Consider the following 15876-nt stretch of genomic DNA (forward strand, 5'->3'; position numbering starts at 1 on the left):
GCCACTGTGGCCGGTCAGCCGCCGGGACGCCAACCGCGGGCCCGGCCTCGACGGGTCACCGCCGTACCGATCCCGAGCAGCAGCGCCGCCACGAGCCCGGCCAACGCCAGCGGCAGCACCCACGGGTCCACCTGCGGGCCGGGATCCGCACGGGCCGCGGCGACGGGCCGGGCGCTCGCGTCCACGGCTCCCGGCGGATCCTCGACACCCTCGGCGGCCACCGCCCGGTACGGGTCCACCATCCCCCAGCCGAGCTGCGGGTGGTGCCCGTCGAACGCCGTGCGGTGCGCCGTCGACTCGATCCGCCGCACGACCTCGACGGTCCTGAGCTCCGGCCGGTACGACCGCAGCAGCGCGACCGTGCCCGCCACGTACGCCGCCGCGTAGGCCGGATCGTCGACGGTGGGGGAGTGGCCCAGCCGGCCGTCGGCTCCGGCGGAGAGGCTCAGCAGTTGTCTGCCGGGGGCGGCCACCCCGATGTGGTCCCCGGACTCGGTGGAGGCCACGGCGCCGTCCGGGCCGAACGCGCCGACCGCCAGCACTCCGGGCAGCGCGGTCGGGTAGCTGGTCGCCCCCCTGGTCCGCGCGCCCGAGGAGGCCGGGGAGACCACCACGATGTCGGCCGCGATCGCCCGTGCCGTGGCAGCGCGCAACCGGGCGGTGTTGCGGGCCGCCGGTAGCACCACGTAGATCACCTGGGCCCGCGCGGTGACCGCGAAGTCGATGGCGGCGGCGAGCCGGTCGGGGTCGACGTCCTCGTCGCCCTGCCTGGTGGTCTGGGTGTAGCGGACCGGGAGCACGGTGACGCCGGGAGCCAGACCGGCGAAGGTCGTCTCGTCGTGCGGCCGGGCGGCGATCAGGCCGGCGGCGAACGTGCCTCGACCGTCACAGTCGTCCGTGGCGCCGGCACCGCCGCGCAGGACGTCCCGGCCCTTCTCCACCTGACCCGGGCGGAACTGTGCGTTACGGGCGTCGACGCCGGTGCCGAGCACCGCGACCCGTACCCCGGAACCCGTGCTCAACGGCCATACCCGGCGCGGCCCGAGCAGGTCCGTCGCCCACGGGGTGCCGGCCGTGTGCACCCCCACCGGCCTGGCGCAGCCGGCCGGCGCGGCCGATACCGGCGGCGTGACGCCGACCGCGCAGACGAGGCCCGCCAACGCGCAGAGAACGAGCCACGAGCCGCCCGGCCGGGCCGCCGCGCCGACGTCACGCCCGGGGCGGCCCGGCCGGATCATGCGGGCACCCGCAGGGTCACCCGGGTACCCCTGCCGGGCCAGGACTCCACGGTGGCCTTGCCGCCGATCTCGTACAGTCGGGCCACGATCGACTCCCGGATGCCGAACCCGGGCCGGCCGAGGACGTCGAAGCCACAGCCGTGGTCACGGACCACCACGACCAGGGCGCTGCTCTCCTCGTCGGCGCGGACCACCGCGTCACCGGTCCCGGCGTGTTTGGCCACGTTACCCAGCGCCTCCCGCACCCCACCGAGGACCGCGTCCCGGTACGGCCCCGACATCCGGCTGCCGGCGCCGGCGGCCACCACCAGCTCCACCCGCAGCCCACGCCCCGCGAGCTCCTCGACCAGTCCGGCCAACCCACTGGCGAGCGGGTTGTCGTTGCCGCCGCCGGGCTCGTCGAGTGCCTGACGCAGCCGGGCGGCCTGGGCCCGGGCGGTGGCCCGCACCTCGGCGAGCTGGGCCGCCGGCGAGGTCGCATCCGCCGCGCTGTGCAGGGCGATCGCCTCCATGGTCTGCAACACCGTGTCGTGCAGCGACCGCAGCCACCGGATCCGCTCGGCCTCCCGACCAGCGCGTATCCCGTACGACATGGTCAGGTGCAGGCTCAGCCCACAGGCCACCAGCGTGGCCAACGTGACCACCACCGCCAGCCCGAGCCACCCGACCCGGCCGGCGAGGGCCGCGCTGTCGGCGGCGGCGCCGAACGCGCCCATCGCCAGCTGGGCGGGCACCGACAGCAGCACCGCGAGCACGCCACCAACCAGGCCGTACGTGCCGGTCACCAGGACCACGACACCCGCCAGGTACGCCCAGAACACGTCGGTGTGCGGCGCCACCGCGCTCGCCCCCACATTCACCCCGTACGCCACGGCGAGGTCGACCAGCACGGCCCCGCGCAGCCGTTCGAGGTCCACCGTCGACCGCCGGTAGACCGCGACGAGCGCCGCGACGTTGGCTGCCAGCAGCAGGGCCGTGACGGGCAGCAGCGCCACCAGCGCCACCGGATCGCCACGCACCACGAGCAGGCCCAGGGCGAGGGGCAGGACGCACACCCGGTACGCCAGGGCACCGAGCAGCAGACAACGCGACGTCTGCCGGCGCAGTACGGCGCCGACGGTGCCGTCGACCGGACCGAGCCCCTGCGCGCCGACCTCGGAAATCGACAGTGGACGGCGCCTCAGTGCCACGACGCCCGCGACGGCCGCGCGGGTCAGCAGCGCGAACATCACGCCGGGCGCGGCAGCGCCGTCGAGTGCCACGGACCCTCCCGCGCTGCGCCGACCAGTGCCCACGCGTCAGCTCCTTGCCCACATCACGGACCGCGCGTAGCGACTGGCCCACACGAGGATCGTGCCAGTTTTCCCGACTTCTGACCTTCAGGGCAAGAGCCGACGGCCCATCGATAGAGGTCCACGCAAGTCGATCGTGTCGAGCGCGTGGGTACGGCGTTCCGGCCGGCAACTGTCCGAATAGGCCCTCGCCGGAGTCGCCGCTCAGCAGATCCGAATCGATGTCCACAGTAGCGGGTGGACGTGACACTGGCGGTCGAGGTCAGGGCCGGTAGGCCGAAGGGCTACGCACACCCTCGCTGACCCTGAGGTCAGAAGGTTCGTACTCGGTACTGCCGGATCCGGGCAACACCGGCGAGCGGATGCGCATTGGCGCCAGGGCGAGGGGGCCCGGCGTACGCCGGGCCCCCTCGTGAGCGGCCGGCCGCGCTGAGGTGGCGGCCGTACCTCCCCCCGATGGTTCAGTAGTGGACGCGAGCCCGGATCGCGCGGTGGTCGGAGTAGCTCAGGTCGGCGTTGTCGCTGCCGGTGTACTTCTTGTCGGCCGCGTCGCCCTCGTTGAAGGTGATGGTGTGCTCGGCGCCCATCGGCGCCACGCCGTTCGGACGCTTCGCGAACAGATAGTCGATTCGCCGGCTACCGCTACCGATCGTCCAGTGTTCGTCGAGGGCACAGGTGCGGATTGCCGCCTGGGTGCTGTGCCGCTCGGAGCAGTCGTTGTACGCCGCGTCCGCGTAGCCGTGGGTGCCTCGCATCGCGTTGTACCAGCCGGTCCAGTCCCCGCCGGCACGGTCAGGGGCGTTGGCGTCACCGCCGGCGATGTAAAGCGATCCACTGTGGGTGGCCATCTTCTGGGCCGTCAGCTTCGCGTTCGCACCGGCGCAGCCCGGCACACCGTTCGCAGGTTCGGGCACGTCGTGCTTGACGGTCGGCCAGTGGATCGAGCCGACGACCACGTCCTTGTTGGCGATCTGATCGCGCATCTGGAGCACGAGGTTTTTCGAACGGGCCTGCGTGTTCCATACACAGGCGCCGTCGACCTTCTTGTACGCCTGGAAGACGGTTCGGGCGCTCTTGATGTCGAACCGTCCTTCCCGGTAGATGAACGCGTTGCTCTGTTTCGCCTCCTCGTTGCCGCACGGAGAGTTCATCCGGGTGCCTGGCCGCGCTGTTCACCGAATGGACCAAGGGGTTCCTGGTAACCCGCGCGTCAGGAGAAACTGCTCGACGCCATCGACGCGGCTCTTGCGTCCCTTCGCAGGTGATCCGACGCCGATCGACGAGTCGGCAACTTGGGTCCTGACGAAAGCCGCCGTCAGGTTGGCCTTGACGGTACGCGTTGCCGGCACCGCACCACGGCACGGCTCGCGTACCTGATCAATGGAGCGCCGCCTCCGAGGTGACGCGGCTCGGCCGTTGTGGGCGGCTGCCAGGGCGTTCGGGACGTGACGAGCGGCCGATCCGTCAGCGGCCAGCGGCCAGCGGCCAGCGTACGACTGTCACCTGTCCGACATCGGTGTTCATCGATCACTACTCGTTGGTAGCTTGACGAGGTTCGTCGATACGGGGACGGCGACCAGGCTGATCAGGGCACTCGCGTGCCGTGTGACGGCGGTCGCGGTGGCGTCCGGCAGCATCGCGTCCACCACCCCCTTCGGCGGATCCGACCATCGGAGCAACGCGGAACACGGGGAGGGCACATGCACCACCGCAAGTCACCGCGTCATCGCACGACGGCCTGGTTCGCCAGCGCCGTCGCCGCACTGATCATCGCCGCCGGGGCGCCGGCCGCCGCCGCGCCGACGCCCCCGGCCCACGCCGGCGCGGAGTGCGCGCCGACCCGCTCGGAGTGGCTGCGCTGCGTGACGGTCACGGCGGCGCTCAACCGGGCACCGGCAGTCGGGCAGAGCGCCCGGCTCACCGTCACCGTCGACACCCAGGTGGCGATCGACGGCCTGCGGGTACGGATCGCGCTGCCGTCGGCCCTGACGCCGGCCGCGCCCCCGGCCGGCTTCACCTCGGCCCGGACCGCCTCGCGCGTACCGTCCGACGCCGGCCAGGTCACCACTCTCAGCACCACCGTCGACGCGGTGCCCGGCCGGGCCCTGCGCTACCGGATCGAGCTGACCGCCGCCGAGGCCGCCGCCACGGTGGTGCGGGTGCAGGCCACGTCCGCCGGCGGGCCGGTCCTCGGCAGCGACGAGGTCCACGTGCCGGTCACGATCGGCGCCACGCCGCGGGAGTCCCGACTGGGCAAGGCCGACGGGGACGCCGCGGCCGCGCAGACCCCGGCCGGCACCCCGGCCGCCCCGGCCAACCCGGCGGTGCCCTACCGCCCGGCCGGCACCGCCGGGCTGCCCACGCCGCACAGCGACGACGTCCGGTCGCCCGGACCGGCGCCCGCCCAGGTCACCTGCGTCACGGGCAGCTTCGACTACAGCGACAACAACGGCGCCTGGCACCCGTCGAAGAACCTCCAGTACCAGGTGTGGGACGACGACAACTTCGGCGACGACCTGCTGGCCACCGGCCTCACCGACGCCAACGGCGCCTACCGGGCCTGCTTCGACAACGACGACGGAATCGGCGGCGGCGGCCAGGACGTGTACGTCCGCGCGGTCACCGAGGGCACGCAGTACAAGGTGGAGGACTCCGACGACGACGCGTACGCGTTCCGGAGCACCACCCGCGACGACCTGGGCGACGGCCGCACGTACGACTACGGGCGGCTGCACATCGCGGACCCGACGCTGATGCCAGCGTTCCACGCGTACGACACCGCGGACGACGCGCTGTCGTGGACGCCCGGCGACTGCTGGGACATGCGCGACGAGAGCTGCCAGAACATCGACATCGAGTGGGAGCCCGGCTCGACCGACGGCACCTACTACGACACCGGCGACGACGAGGTACGGCTGCTCGCCGCCGACCCGGGCACCCCGTGGGTGGTGATCCACGAGCTCGGCCACGGCGTCATGGACGACGTCTACGAGGACAACTACCCGCAGATCGGCGCGGAGTGCAGCCCGCACTACGTCACCCGTCGCTCCGGCCCGGCCTGCGCCTGGTCCGAGGGCTTCGCCGACTGGTTCGGCGCCGCCGTGCTGAACCAGCCCGACCTGCCCGGCCGGGGCAACATCGACACCGCGACGTGGGGCACCAACGGCTGGGACGACGGCGACCAGGTCGAGGGGCGCGTCGCCGGCGCGATCTGGGACCTGATCGACGCCGGGACCGAGGGCACCGACGCCTACAGCGACTCGCTGACGGACGTCTGGAACACGTTCCTGGACCACCGGGTGACCAGCTTCGCCGCCTACTGGGCGGCACGCGGCCGGGACGGCCACGAGGTCGGCGACCCGGCGCTGGGATCGCTGTTCCAGAACACGATCGACTACGGGTTCCGCCGGGGGCTGACCGACGGCGCCGAGGTCAGCGCCACGACACCGCCGAACGACCAGAACTTCCGGTACGACACGCGCCACGAGGCGTGGTCGGTCGTGGCGGTACGCCCACCGGCGGGCGCCGACGACGACCTGACGCTCTTCGACGACCGGGCGCAGACCCAGCGGCTGGAGGACAGCCTGCTCGGCGCCGACACGACCGACTTCGTCGCCGTCGACTCGAACGCCGGCCGGCGTCCGCTCGGCGACTACTACCCCCGGGTGCACCGGGTCACCGGCACCGGGGCGTACACCATCGAGCTGGCCGACGGCGGGCAGACGCTGGTGGACACCGCGAAGCGGCAGATGGGCGCGGGTGACGTGGTCGCGGTCTGGAACTCCTGTCTGACCGCCGGCCAGCAGGTGACCTTCACCGTCACGCCCGGCGACCCGGGACAGGACGCCGAGCTGTTCGTGGTGTCGTCGACGGCCGGCGCGCCGGCCACGTACGTGCGCGACCGGGCGAGCGCGGCGGCCTCGACGGGAGCCGGGGCCGGCCAGCCGGAGTCGGTCGGGTACACGGCACCGGCCGACGGCTGCGTCGGCGTGATCGTCGTCAACCGCGCGGGCAGCGGCGTCTACACGCTGACCCGTTCCTGATCGGCGTAGCTCCGGCGGGTGCCCGTGGGGGCACCCGCCGGAACCCGCACGTCACGGGGAGCGTCTTACGGTGATGACCCGACGCCTGCTGCTCGGCACGGTGCTCCTGCTCGCCGCCTGCGGTGACGGGCCGGCGCCCCGGCCGCCGAGCGACGCGCGGACCGTCATCGCCGAGGTCGACCGGCGTGGTGGTCCCGCCGTCGCCGCCGGGCAGTGGGCGCTGCCGGCGCTCACGCTCTACGGCGACGGCACCGCCGTCACCCGGGGAGACGACCGGGGCGCACTGCTGACCGGCCGGCGCCGGACGCTCTCGGCGGCACAGGTCGACGCGCTGTTCCGGCGGGCGACCGAGACGGGCCTCCTCGCCGACCGTGACCACCCGCGGCGGGTCACCGACGCGGTCACGCTCACCGTGCGGCTGACCACGACCGACGGCACGTACGAGACGTCGGTGACGCAGCCGTCGCCCGGCGAGGCCGGCGACCGGGGCGCCGTGATCGCGTTCGCCGACGCGGCGGCGAACGCGGGCGTCGACGCCGGGGAGTACCTGCCGCAGCGGGTCGCGGTGCTGGTGGTGGCCGACACGGAGGACGACTCCGACGTGCGGCCCTGGCCGCTGGACGTGCCGCCGTCCGCGATGGACGGCGCACCCCGGCGGCCGTGCCGGGTCGTCGACGGCGCGGCCCTGGCGGCGCTGCGGGCCGAGGCCGGCGCGGCCCGCCCCGAGACCCGCTGGCAGGCCGACACCCAACGCGTACGCCTGGTGCTCCGGCCGCTGCTGCCGCACGAACGCGACTGCGCGGACCTCGACTGAGGAGGCGGCCATGGGGCACCGCGACGGTGGGACCACCCCCGCCACCACGCCGGGTTGTCGAAGACGGGCCAGCAGTGATCGGCGTACTATCCCGGCGGCCCCACGTGCGCTAGCGTGCCACCGTGGAGCCAGTCCAAACGCGACACTCGGGCACCCCGGAGCACGATGCCGGCGTGCGCCCAGACGGGATCGCACCCCGCCCGATGCCGGAGGTCGGTGGCGCTGTCACGCTGAGCTCGGCGGAGCTGCGCAAGGCCATCTCCCAGGCGAACGACGCCACCATCGAGCTCACCGGCACGCGCAGCGCCTGGGCCGGCGCCACCGATGAGCCTCGGCAGGCGCTCGGCCTCCGCGAGGCGACCCAGACCTACCTCGACATGCAGGACGCCTGGTTCGACGAACTCGGCGTCTACATCGAGGTGCTCTCGCTGGTGCACGACGGCCTGGAACGCGCCGCCGACTCCTACGAGGACAGCGAGTACGTGGCGGCGCAGGCCCTCGCTCGGGAGCTGTAGCCGTGGCGTCGCGGGAGCAGATCGGCGACATCATCAACGGCATCGAGAACGAGTACGCCGATCTCGCGCGCGACAGGGAGGACGCGAGCGTCAGACGCAGGGCGTTGCAGACGAGCATCGTCTCTGTCCTGCACCTGATCGGGTCTCCGCCGCCGGGCCGCCCCGCGGACCTGCGCACGCTCGCGCAGTCCTTCAGGAAGCTCGGCACGCGGGTCGAGGAGATCGCCGCCGACGTCGAAGGGCTGGCGCGGAAGCGACTGCCCGAACTCTGGGAGAGTTCGGCCGGCCTGTCGGCCCGCGAGGTCGTCAGCGCGACGAGCAAGCTCATGGACCGGACCCAACCGGCGATGCGGCTGGCGGCGCGTGCGCTGACCGAGCACGCCGAACGCGTCGAGAAGCTCAACGCCCGGCACCGGGAGCACTACGCCGGGCTCACTGACGTGTTCCACGACGCGGCGAGGGCCACAAGCCGGGCCGAACTCGACCGGCTGACGACCCGCGCCCTCGACCTGTACGCGGACTGCCGGCAGGTCTACCAGCGCAGTCTGGCGGCTGCCGACGACCTCGTCGAGGAACTCAAGGCGGTGCAGAAGCGCGCCGTCGCGCAGCGGTTCGAGGACATGGGCGCGGCGAACGCGGTGATGCTGGCGACGGCGACCCGGGGCGGCAAGTTCAAGACGATCCTCACCGAGGCCGAGGCCAGGAAGGCGGCCGAGCTGCGGCAGAAGCTGTCTCCGGAGGAGCGCGCCCGCCTCGGCGCCCTGCTGTCCGAGGCGCCCACGCCGGAACACCAGGCCTATCTGCTCAAGGCGTTCGCGGCCGGTCACAGCCTGGACGCGGTGGGGAGGTTCGCCGAGCAGATCAAGGACAAGAGCCCGACCTGGCTGAGCAGCCAACCGAACCTGATCCGCCCGGCCGGCAACCAGAACTCCGGGAACCCGAACGATCCGAACGCCACCAACCAGAACGCCGACGACCAGAACGCGAACAGTCAGAACGCCAACGACCAGGGCCAGCAGGCTCCGCAGGCCGGGCAGAACCCGCCCGGATCGCCGGGCTCGTCGAACTCCCAGCCGGGCAGCTCGGACCCGTCGGCGGGGGACCCGAACAGCACCGGCGACAACCAGACTGGCGACCCGGGCGACAACGGCACCGGTCAGAACGGCAACAGCACCGGTGCCGGTGGCAACCCTTCGGAGCAGCCGCGACAGCCGACCGGCGAGATCAGCGCCCGGGCCAACCCGTACTGGGCGGGCATGGCCGGCGAGACTCCCGAGGGCATGGCCGAGGGGCTCAACGCCCACGCCGCCGAGCTCGGCACCACGTACGAGTCGCGCGAGGTCGACCGCGGCTCGGTACGCGACGCGCTGAAGGATTCGGTCAGCGCGGTCGACAAGGGGCACGGCGTCCCGGTGCGCATCGGCGACGCGCAGTCCCAGCAGTGGTTGCTGCTGATCGGGCGCGACGGGGACGAACTCATCTTCGACAACCCGGACGGGAAGGTCGTGCGGGTCAAGGAGGACGACTTCCTCAACGGTTGCCTGGGCGAGGACAAGAAGGCGGTCGTCTCCAGTGTGGTGCTGCCGAAGGGCACCGCTACGACGGCCGCGCCGGCGTAGGCGGGCGGTTCACCCGCCAGTTCCGCAGGCCGGGATCCCGTCCGGAACCGGCGTCGTCGGCTCGCCGGCAGTGGCACGGAGGTCCGTCGTACGTCTCGCGCCCGGTCACCGCCTCGCGCGCGACCCGGTCGCGGGATGGCCGATGACGGCGAGGCTCTCCCGCTGGGGGAGTTCCACCGCCACGGCGACCGTGCTCCTGCTGGCGGCCTTCGTGGCGAGGGCACCGATGGCGAGGCTCCGGCCGGAGCCGTCGGTGACGAGGCCGGCGTTCAGCCGCAGGTCGGCGACGGGCGAGCCGAACGCGGTCGCCGCGGCCTCCAGCAACCGCTGGCGGGCCACGGCCGCGGCGACCCGGATGGGGGTGTGAGTCGAGACGGTCGTGTTCGATCCGCCGGTGACCTGGTTGAACATCAGATCCGGCCGGGCGTCGGTCAGCGTGACGTGGACGCGCGTCCGGGGCACGGACATCTCCTCGGCGATCAGCATGGCGATCGTGGCGGTGGTGCCCTGTGCCACCCTGGCCCGGGGCAACGTGAACGACACGCTCCCGTCCTGGCTGACCTCGACCGAGATCAGTCTCGACGCCGGCAGCGCCGCCGCGGTCATGATGTCGTTGAGGCCGAGCAGCCCCGCCAGGTCCGACGGCGGTAGCGGTAGCTGGGCCGCTGCCGGGCAAGCCGCCGCCAGTTCGGCCGCCGTCACGAGGATCGGGGCAGCCAGCACGTACCCGAGGTACCGTCGCCGGGGGATGGGTTCGACCATGGTGGCTCACTCGGGGCGTTTCGTCGTGAGGATTTCGATCGTCGTCGCCGGCGTGCCGGGAGTTGCCGATTCCCCGCCCGTCGACAGGACCCTGCGCCTGTGCAAATCAGTCATGCCTCGACTCCTCACCGCGTCACTGTCAACGGGCATGCTGTCTCGCAAACGGAGTTGCGGTTTGTCGGCGGTGCGCCGGAAAAGCCATGGACGCGGGACCGGCCCGCGCCCGTAGCCTGTGACGCTCGCGATCAGAAATCGCGGTTGCCGAGTGGGATCTCGATGTTGATCGACTGCCCCTCGGACAGGAAGAGCAGAGCCAACTTGCGCAGGAACTCGTCGAAGAGCCAGTAGCACTCCGGGGCGAGGGGGAGCGGGAGCAGCGCTTCCCGGACGGCGATGAACGGCCCCCAGGACGTGCGCAGCAGCGTGTCCCAGAGCAGGTCGCGGGGGATCTGGAGCCAGTTGGCGATCTGGTTGCCGAGCATGAACCGCGTGAACGAGCCGAGGATGGGCTTGCTCAGGAGGCCGGCGTCGATCTCCTTACCGAGGCCGAGCAGGATGTCCGCCAGCGCGTTGCCCTCGCGGGTCGGGGCCAGGATCGGGTCGAGGACCTCGCTGGCCTGGGCGTTGGCCTCACTCCACGACGCCGGGATGTACTCGTCCTTGATGCCGAGCATGTGGCCGGCCACCTGCCACAGGTGGAGGAAGGCCGTCGACTCGTTGGCGGGGATCGGGACGTTCCAGTCGTCCAGCTTCCGCATGACGGTGGTCGGCAGGCTGTGCCAGGTGACCATCAGGTCCCGCTGACTGATCGGGATGTCCTCGGGCGCGACCTCCGTCCAGTCCGGAGACTGCGGCAGGAGGTGGCGCACGCCGGCGTGCGCCAGCCGGGTCTTCACGGCGGTCACGATCATCGAACCGCTGGGCTGGTAGGCGTTCGCGGTCCCGATGTCGTACCCCAGCTTGGCGGTCTTGGAGATGCGGTCCTTCATGTCCGCGCCGCCCTTGGAGTAGTAGACGGCGCGGGCCTCCTTCGGGATGACCGTGCTCATCATGCCGCTGGCCAGGCCGTACAGCACGCCGAGGTAGAGCCCCCGCTTCTCGTTGAACTGCACCGCGGTGGCCAACTTGCCGTGGTCGACCCACGACGGCAGCGTGCGGGCGCGCTCGATGAACTGGTGCACATCCGCCGGCAGCCCGTCCGGCAACGGCTGACCGTTCTTGGTCCAGGTCCGGAGCAGCCTGTTGACCAGGGGCACGTCACCCCGGTCGAGCAGCGAGGCGACCAACGGGTCCGCCTCCTCGTCCCACACCCATCGCGGGTCGACGCCCGCGCCGGCGCCCGCCACCGAGCCCTTGGGGGACCAGGTCCACTGGGCGTGCGCCGGCGTGGCGGCGCTCAACGCGCCCAGCGCGCCCAACGCCCCACCGGCCTTCAACATCCTGCGCCTGCTGACAGGTTCCACGTTTCACTTCTCCTCAAGGTCGAGGCCGCTGATACGATGAAACGAATATTGCGCCCGTGTATCAAATGAGAGCACACTGTGTCGGTGATCACAAGGCTCGCTGTGACAACGGTCTATGTTTCGTCCGAGCTGGACCAACGGGCGCCGCAGTCGATCTGTTTCTGCGGTCCCGCAGGGGTGAGCAAAAGGGATCGGATGTAGCAGCATGGCTGGGCGGCGGCGCTCGTGGAGATGAGCCTGCGAGTCGCCGCCGGGCACCGGATCGCGGCGCTGGGTCCGCGACGAGACCTCCCGGAGGGGAATCCGACATGACCATGGTCAAGGGACTGCTTCAGGGCAAGGTCGCCTGGGTGACGGGCGCCGGCCAGGGGGTGGGGGCGGCGATCGCCGAAGGGCTGGCGGAGGCCGGCGCGTCCGTGATCCTTCAGTCGCGTCGGATGGAGGCGCTGCGCGCGGTGCGGGACAAGATCGTGGCCAACGGGGGTGCGGCGGACGTGGTCGCCGGTGACGTGACCGACGAGTCCGTCGCCGATGCCGTCGTGGCGTTGGCCCGGCAGCGCTGGGGCCGTCTCGACATCCTGGTGAACAACGCCGGGATCAGCCCGGCGCTGCAACGCAGCGAGCAGTTGAGCGTCGCGGACTGGCAGCAGGTGATCGACACGAACCTGTCCGGGGTGTTCATCTGCGCCCGCGCCGCCGGCGCGATCATGATCGAACAGGGCGCGGGCAGCATCGTCAACATGTCCTCGGTCCACGGTCAGGTCGGCTTTCCGCGACTGGCCGCCTACAGCGCGAGCAAGGGCGGAGTCGAGCAGCTCACCCGGACGCTGGCGCTGGAGTGGGCGGCTGCCGGCGTACGCGTGAACGCGGTGGCGCCCGGTTACCTGGAGACGCCGATGACGGAGGGGTTGCGTAGCCACGACCAGTGGTCGAAGCGGCTGCGTGAGCGGATCCCGATGGGCCGGTTCGGTCTGCCGCGCGAGGTCGTCGGCGCTGTCGCCTTCCTGGCGTCGGACGCCGCCAGTTACGTCACCGGCAGCGTCCTGCACGTGGATGGCGGCTGGACGGCCCAGTGACAGGTCGGGAGCCGCGGGCGGAGCCCGCGTCCCGTCGCGCTCCCGGTTCGCCCGCAGCGACGTCGCGGTCACCGTCGGCCATCCTGCGGGACGGGCCTGACTGGTTAGTCTGCGTTCGTCCGCCGATCACGCCGGTAACCCGGACGAGCACGTGCTCTCAATCGCTCCTTCCCAGGAAGTTAACCCTCGTTTACAGTGCTGTCATAAGGCTGCGGCGCCCTTGACGGCACCACGGTGAGGGTTCGCCGGCCTCCACATCACCAGGCCCGGTCACGGTTGAAGGAGTAACCCATGGACCCTGCCGACGCCCTTGCCGACCGGTGCGCCAAGACGGCTGCCGATCTGACTGTTCCCGCCCTCCTACACCGCAACGCCACCGAGTTCGCCGACCTACCGGCGCTGACCACGTTCAACCGCGACGACACCCGCACGTGGGCCGAGCTTCGCGACGAGGTCGCCGAGCTGTCCGGCGGCCTGGCCGAGATCGGCCTGGAACCGGGCCGCCACATGCTGATCATGATGTCGAGCCGGCCGGAACACTGGCTGGTCGACCTCGCCGCCGTCCATCTGGGCGCGGTGCCCTCCACGATCTATCCGACGCTGAGCGCCGAACAGATGCGCTACCTGGCGCTGCACAGCAACGCCCAGGTGCTTGTGCTGGAAGGGCCCGCCGCGCTGGCCCGCTGGCGTCCGATCCTGCCGGAGCTGCCCGACCTGCGCCGGATCGTGCTGGTCGACGAGGCCGAACCCGGCGACACGGGCCCGACGACGGTGCCGCTGTCGCAGGTGCGCGCCCTCGGCCGGGCCGCGCACCAGGCCGACCCGGACGCCTTCGAGCGGCGCTGGCGCGAGGTCCGACCCGAGCAGCCGGTGACCCTGCTGTACACCTCGGGGACGACCGGTGAGCCGAAGGGCGTCGTGCTCAGCCACCACAACGTGATCTATCAGGCCGTGTCCCTCGAGGCCAACGTGTCGGTTCCCAACCACGCGCCGTCGGTGGCCTACCTGCCGCTGGCCCACATCGCCGAGCGGTTCCTGGGCATCTACAACCCCATCTACCGCGCCGGCCACGTGACCATCTGCCCCGACCCCACCCAGCTCATCGCGACCCTGCGCGCGGTCGGTCCCCCCTCGTTCTTCGGCGTACCGCGGATCTGGGAGAAGATGGCCGCGGGCGTCCAGGCCCATCTGGCCGCCGCGGAGCCGGCGGTGCGGGACGCCTTCAACGCCGCGAGCGCCGTCGCCCTGGAGGCGTACGAGCTGCGCGCGGCGGGCCAGGCGGTGCCCGAGGAATTGGCGGCGCGGTTGGCGCAGGCCGAAGCCACCGTACTGCGACCGCTGCAGTCCACGCTGGGCATGCAGAACATGGTCTGGGCCGGCAGCGGTGCGGCCCCGATCCCGGTCGACGTCCTGCGGTTCCTCGCCGGGCTCGGCATCGACGTGCTGGAGGTGTGGGGCCTGACCGAGACCACCGGCACCGCCACCATCAACACCCCGGAACTCTTCCGCACCGGGACCGTCGGCCGGCCCCACATCGGGATGGAGGTCCGCCTGGCCGACGACGGTGAGATCCTCGTTCGGGGGCCGCTGGTCTGCTCCGGCTACCTGCGCGGCGACGGTGGCGTCGAGCCGGTCACCGACGCGGACGGTTGGCTGGCCACCGGCGACGTCGGCACGCTCGACGAAGACGGCTTCCTCACCGTCACCGACCGCAAGAAGGAACTCATCATCACCTCGAGCGGCAAGAACATCTCGCCGGCGCACATCGAGGGGCTGCTCCGGGCGCACCCGCTGATCGGTCAGGCGGTCGCGATCGGCGACCGGCGACCGTACGTCACGGCGTTGATCGTGCTGGACGACGAGGTCGCGCCCCAGTGGGCGCGGGCGCACGGCATCAGCGAGGCACAGCTGCCCGGTCTGGCCTCGGAGCCGCTGCTGCTCGCCGAGATCCAGGCCGCCGTCGAGGCTGCCAACGCCAAGCTCGCCCGGCCCGAGCAGGTCAAGACCTTCCAGGTGCTGCCGTCGAGCTGGACGCCGGAGTCGGGCGAGCTGACCCCCACCCTGAAGCTACGGCGTCGGGTCATCGTCGACCGGTACGGCGACAGCATCGACGCCCTCTACGGGTCGACGGGTGCGGCGGTCGGGTCCGCCACGGGTTAGTGCCGGGTCGAGGTCGGGCGGCGGTGGCGGCGCACCGAGATCGGTGAGCTGGTATCCGTGTGGATAGCCGGGGTAGGTGCGGTTGCGTGGCGCGTGGGTCAACCGACTCGTGCGGCGCGGGGGCAGCATCCGCACCACCCCGGCCCGGGCGCGCAGACCACCCGTGACCACGGTGGACAGCCAGCGCGGTGCGGCCGGCAACCCGAAGGCGGCGCGCAGCTCGGCGGGCAGCAGTGCGACCACGCCGAGCCGCGCGCCGCGGCGCAACGGCCTCGGGTACCACGAGCCGAACAGGTCCAGGGTGTGTTCGGCGATCCGCTGGTTGGTCGGGGCGTAGCGGAAGGCGGTGTGCTCGTACTCACGCTTGAAGTCCCAGAACGCGTCGAAGTCGTCCGGCACGTCGCGGATGCCCATCCGCGTACCGACCGCCCGGTAGTAGTGGAACGCGGCCAACCGCTCGTGCTCGTGCAGCCGGCGCCAGCCGAACCGGTCCAGCCACTCGATCGGCTCGTACACGAACGTGGACAACACGTAGCGCATGTCGTCGTTGGAGATCACGTACCGGTGGTGCGCCCGGTTGATGACCTTCAGCGCCTGCCTGCCGCGCGGCGAGTCGTATCCGTGCTCCGCCATCTCCGCCATGAGCAGGGCCGTGTCGTCGTACCGCTGCTGCGCCCGGAGCCGGAACTCGCCGGTCGCGTCGAGCAGGGCGGAGATGCTCGGCACGCAGTACGTGCGCAGCAACGCGAGCTCCAGCGCCCGCTGGTAGTCGAAGGGAAACTCGTATCCGATCGAGATCCGGTAGATTTCGTGATGGTCGCGTACGGGGTCGAGGGCCTCGATACGACGCAACCAGCGGTATCGACCGCCATCAGCCATCGCCACCACCTCGCA

12 protein-coding genes are annotated in these 15876 nt (G+C 71.8%); 6 read left to right on the forward strand and 6 right to left on the reverse strand.

Annotated features, from left to right (window positions below; genetic code table 11):
• Positions 1–14: 14 nt before the first annotated feature.
• The 3 genes from ACGFIR_RS25325 to ACGFIR_RS25335 form a co-directional block, all read right to left on the reverse strand.
• Positions 15–1238, reverse strand: a complete 1224-nt coding sequence (locus tag ACGFIR_RS25325) for a S8 family serine peptidase (RefSeq protein WP_393006564.1) — start codon at positions 1236–1238, stop codon at positions 15–17.
• A complete protein-coding gene (locus ACGFIR_RS25330; RefSeq protein WP_393147532.1) occupies positions 1235–2500 on the reverse strand; it encodes a sensor histidine kinase in 1266 nt (421 codons plus the stop codon). The genes ACGFIR_RS25325 and ACGFIR_RS25330 overlap by 4 nt, the downstream gene beginning before the upstream one ends.
• Positions 2501–2991: 491 nt before the next feature.
• Positions 2992–3681: a hypothetical protein gene (locus ACGFIR_RS25335; protein ID WP_393006567.1), complete on the reverse strand. Its 690-nt coding sequence runs from the start codon at positions 3679–3681 to the stop codon at positions 2992–2994.
• Between the two features lie 549 nt (positions 3682–4230).
• Between ACGFIR_RS25335 and ACGFIR_RS25340 the strand changes: the two genes are divergently transcribed.
• The 4 genes from ACGFIR_RS25340 to ACGFIR_RS25355 all read left to right on the forward strand — a co-directional run bounded on the left by ACGFIR_RS25340 (position 4231) and on the right by ACGFIR_RS25355 (position 9521).
• Positions 4231–6573, forward strand: a complete 2343-nt coding sequence (locus ACGFIR_RS25340) for a hypothetical protein (RefSeq protein WP_393006569.1) — start codon at positions 4231–4233, stop codon at positions 6571–6573.
• 70 nt (positions 6574–6643) lie between these two features.
• On the forward strand, positions 6644–7387 hold the full coding sequence (locus ACGFIR_RS25345) for a hypothetical protein (RefSeq protein ID WP_393006571.1): 744 nt from the start codon (positions 6644–6646) through the stop codon (positions 7385–7387).
• A 173-nt stretch (positions 7388–7560) separates the two neighbouring features.
• Positions 7561–7902: a hypothetical protein gene (locus ACGFIR_RS25350; RefSeq protein WP_393006573.1), complete on the forward strand. Its 342-nt coding sequence runs from the start codon at positions 7561–7563 to the stop codon at positions 7900–7902.
• A 2-nt stretch (positions 7903–7904) separates the two neighbouring features.
• Complete coding sequence (locus tag ACGFIR_RS25355) at positions 7905–9521, forward strand: hypothetical protein (protein ID WP_393147534.1); 1617 nt, start codon at positions 7905–7907, stop codon at positions 9519–9521.
• A gap of 105 nt (positions 9522–9626) precedes the next feature.
• Here ACGFIR_RS25355 and ACGFIR_RS25360 read toward each other — a convergent pair whose 3' ends face one another.
• Complete coding sequence (locus tag ACGFIR_RS25360) at positions 9627–10283, reverse strand: molybdopterin cofactor-binding domain-containing protein (RefSeq protein WP_393006577.1); 657 nt, start codon at positions 10281–10283, stop codon at positions 9627–9629.
• A gap of 245 nt (positions 10284–10528) precedes the next feature.
• Entirely contained in the window at positions 10529–11746 is a 1218-nt protein-coding gene (locus tag ACGFIR_RS25365; protein ID WP_393006579.1) for an oxygenase MpaB family protein, read from the reverse strand.
• A 308-nt stretch (positions 11747–12054) separates the two neighbouring features.
• Here ACGFIR_RS25365 and ACGFIR_RS25370 point away from each other — a divergent pair, with 308 nt between their 5' ends.
• Both ACGFIR_RS25370 and ACGFIR_RS25375 read left to right on the forward strand, forming a co-directional pair.
• Entirely contained in the window at positions 12055–12822 is a 768-nt protein-coding gene (locus tag ACGFIR_RS25370; protein ID WP_393147536.1) for an SDR family NAD(P)-dependent oxidoreductase, read from the forward strand.
• Positions 12823–13113: 291 nt separating this feature from the next.
• On the forward strand, positions 13114–14982 hold the full coding sequence (locus ACGFIR_RS25375; protein WP_393147538.1) for an AMP-dependent synthetase/ligase: 1869 nt from the start codon (positions 13114–13116) through the stop codon (positions 14980–14982).
• On the opposite strand, the gene ACGFIR_RS25380 is transcribed toward ACGFIR_RS25375, so the two are convergent.
• The gene (locus tag ACGFIR_RS25380) at positions 14890–15861 is read right to left on the reverse strand and encodes an oxygenase MpaB family protein (RefSeq protein ID WP_393147540.1); all 972 of its coding nucleotides are present in this window, start codon (positions 15859–15861) and stop codon (positions 14890–14892) included. The genes ACGFIR_RS25375 and ACGFIR_RS25380 overlap by 93 nt on opposite strands.
• Positions 15862–15876 lie beyond the last annotated feature (15 nt).

This window comes from Micromonospora sp. NPDC049051, from assembly GCF_043197575.1.
Lineage (GTDB): Bacteria > Actinomycetota > Actinomycetes > Mycobacteriales > Micromonosporaceae > Micromonospora.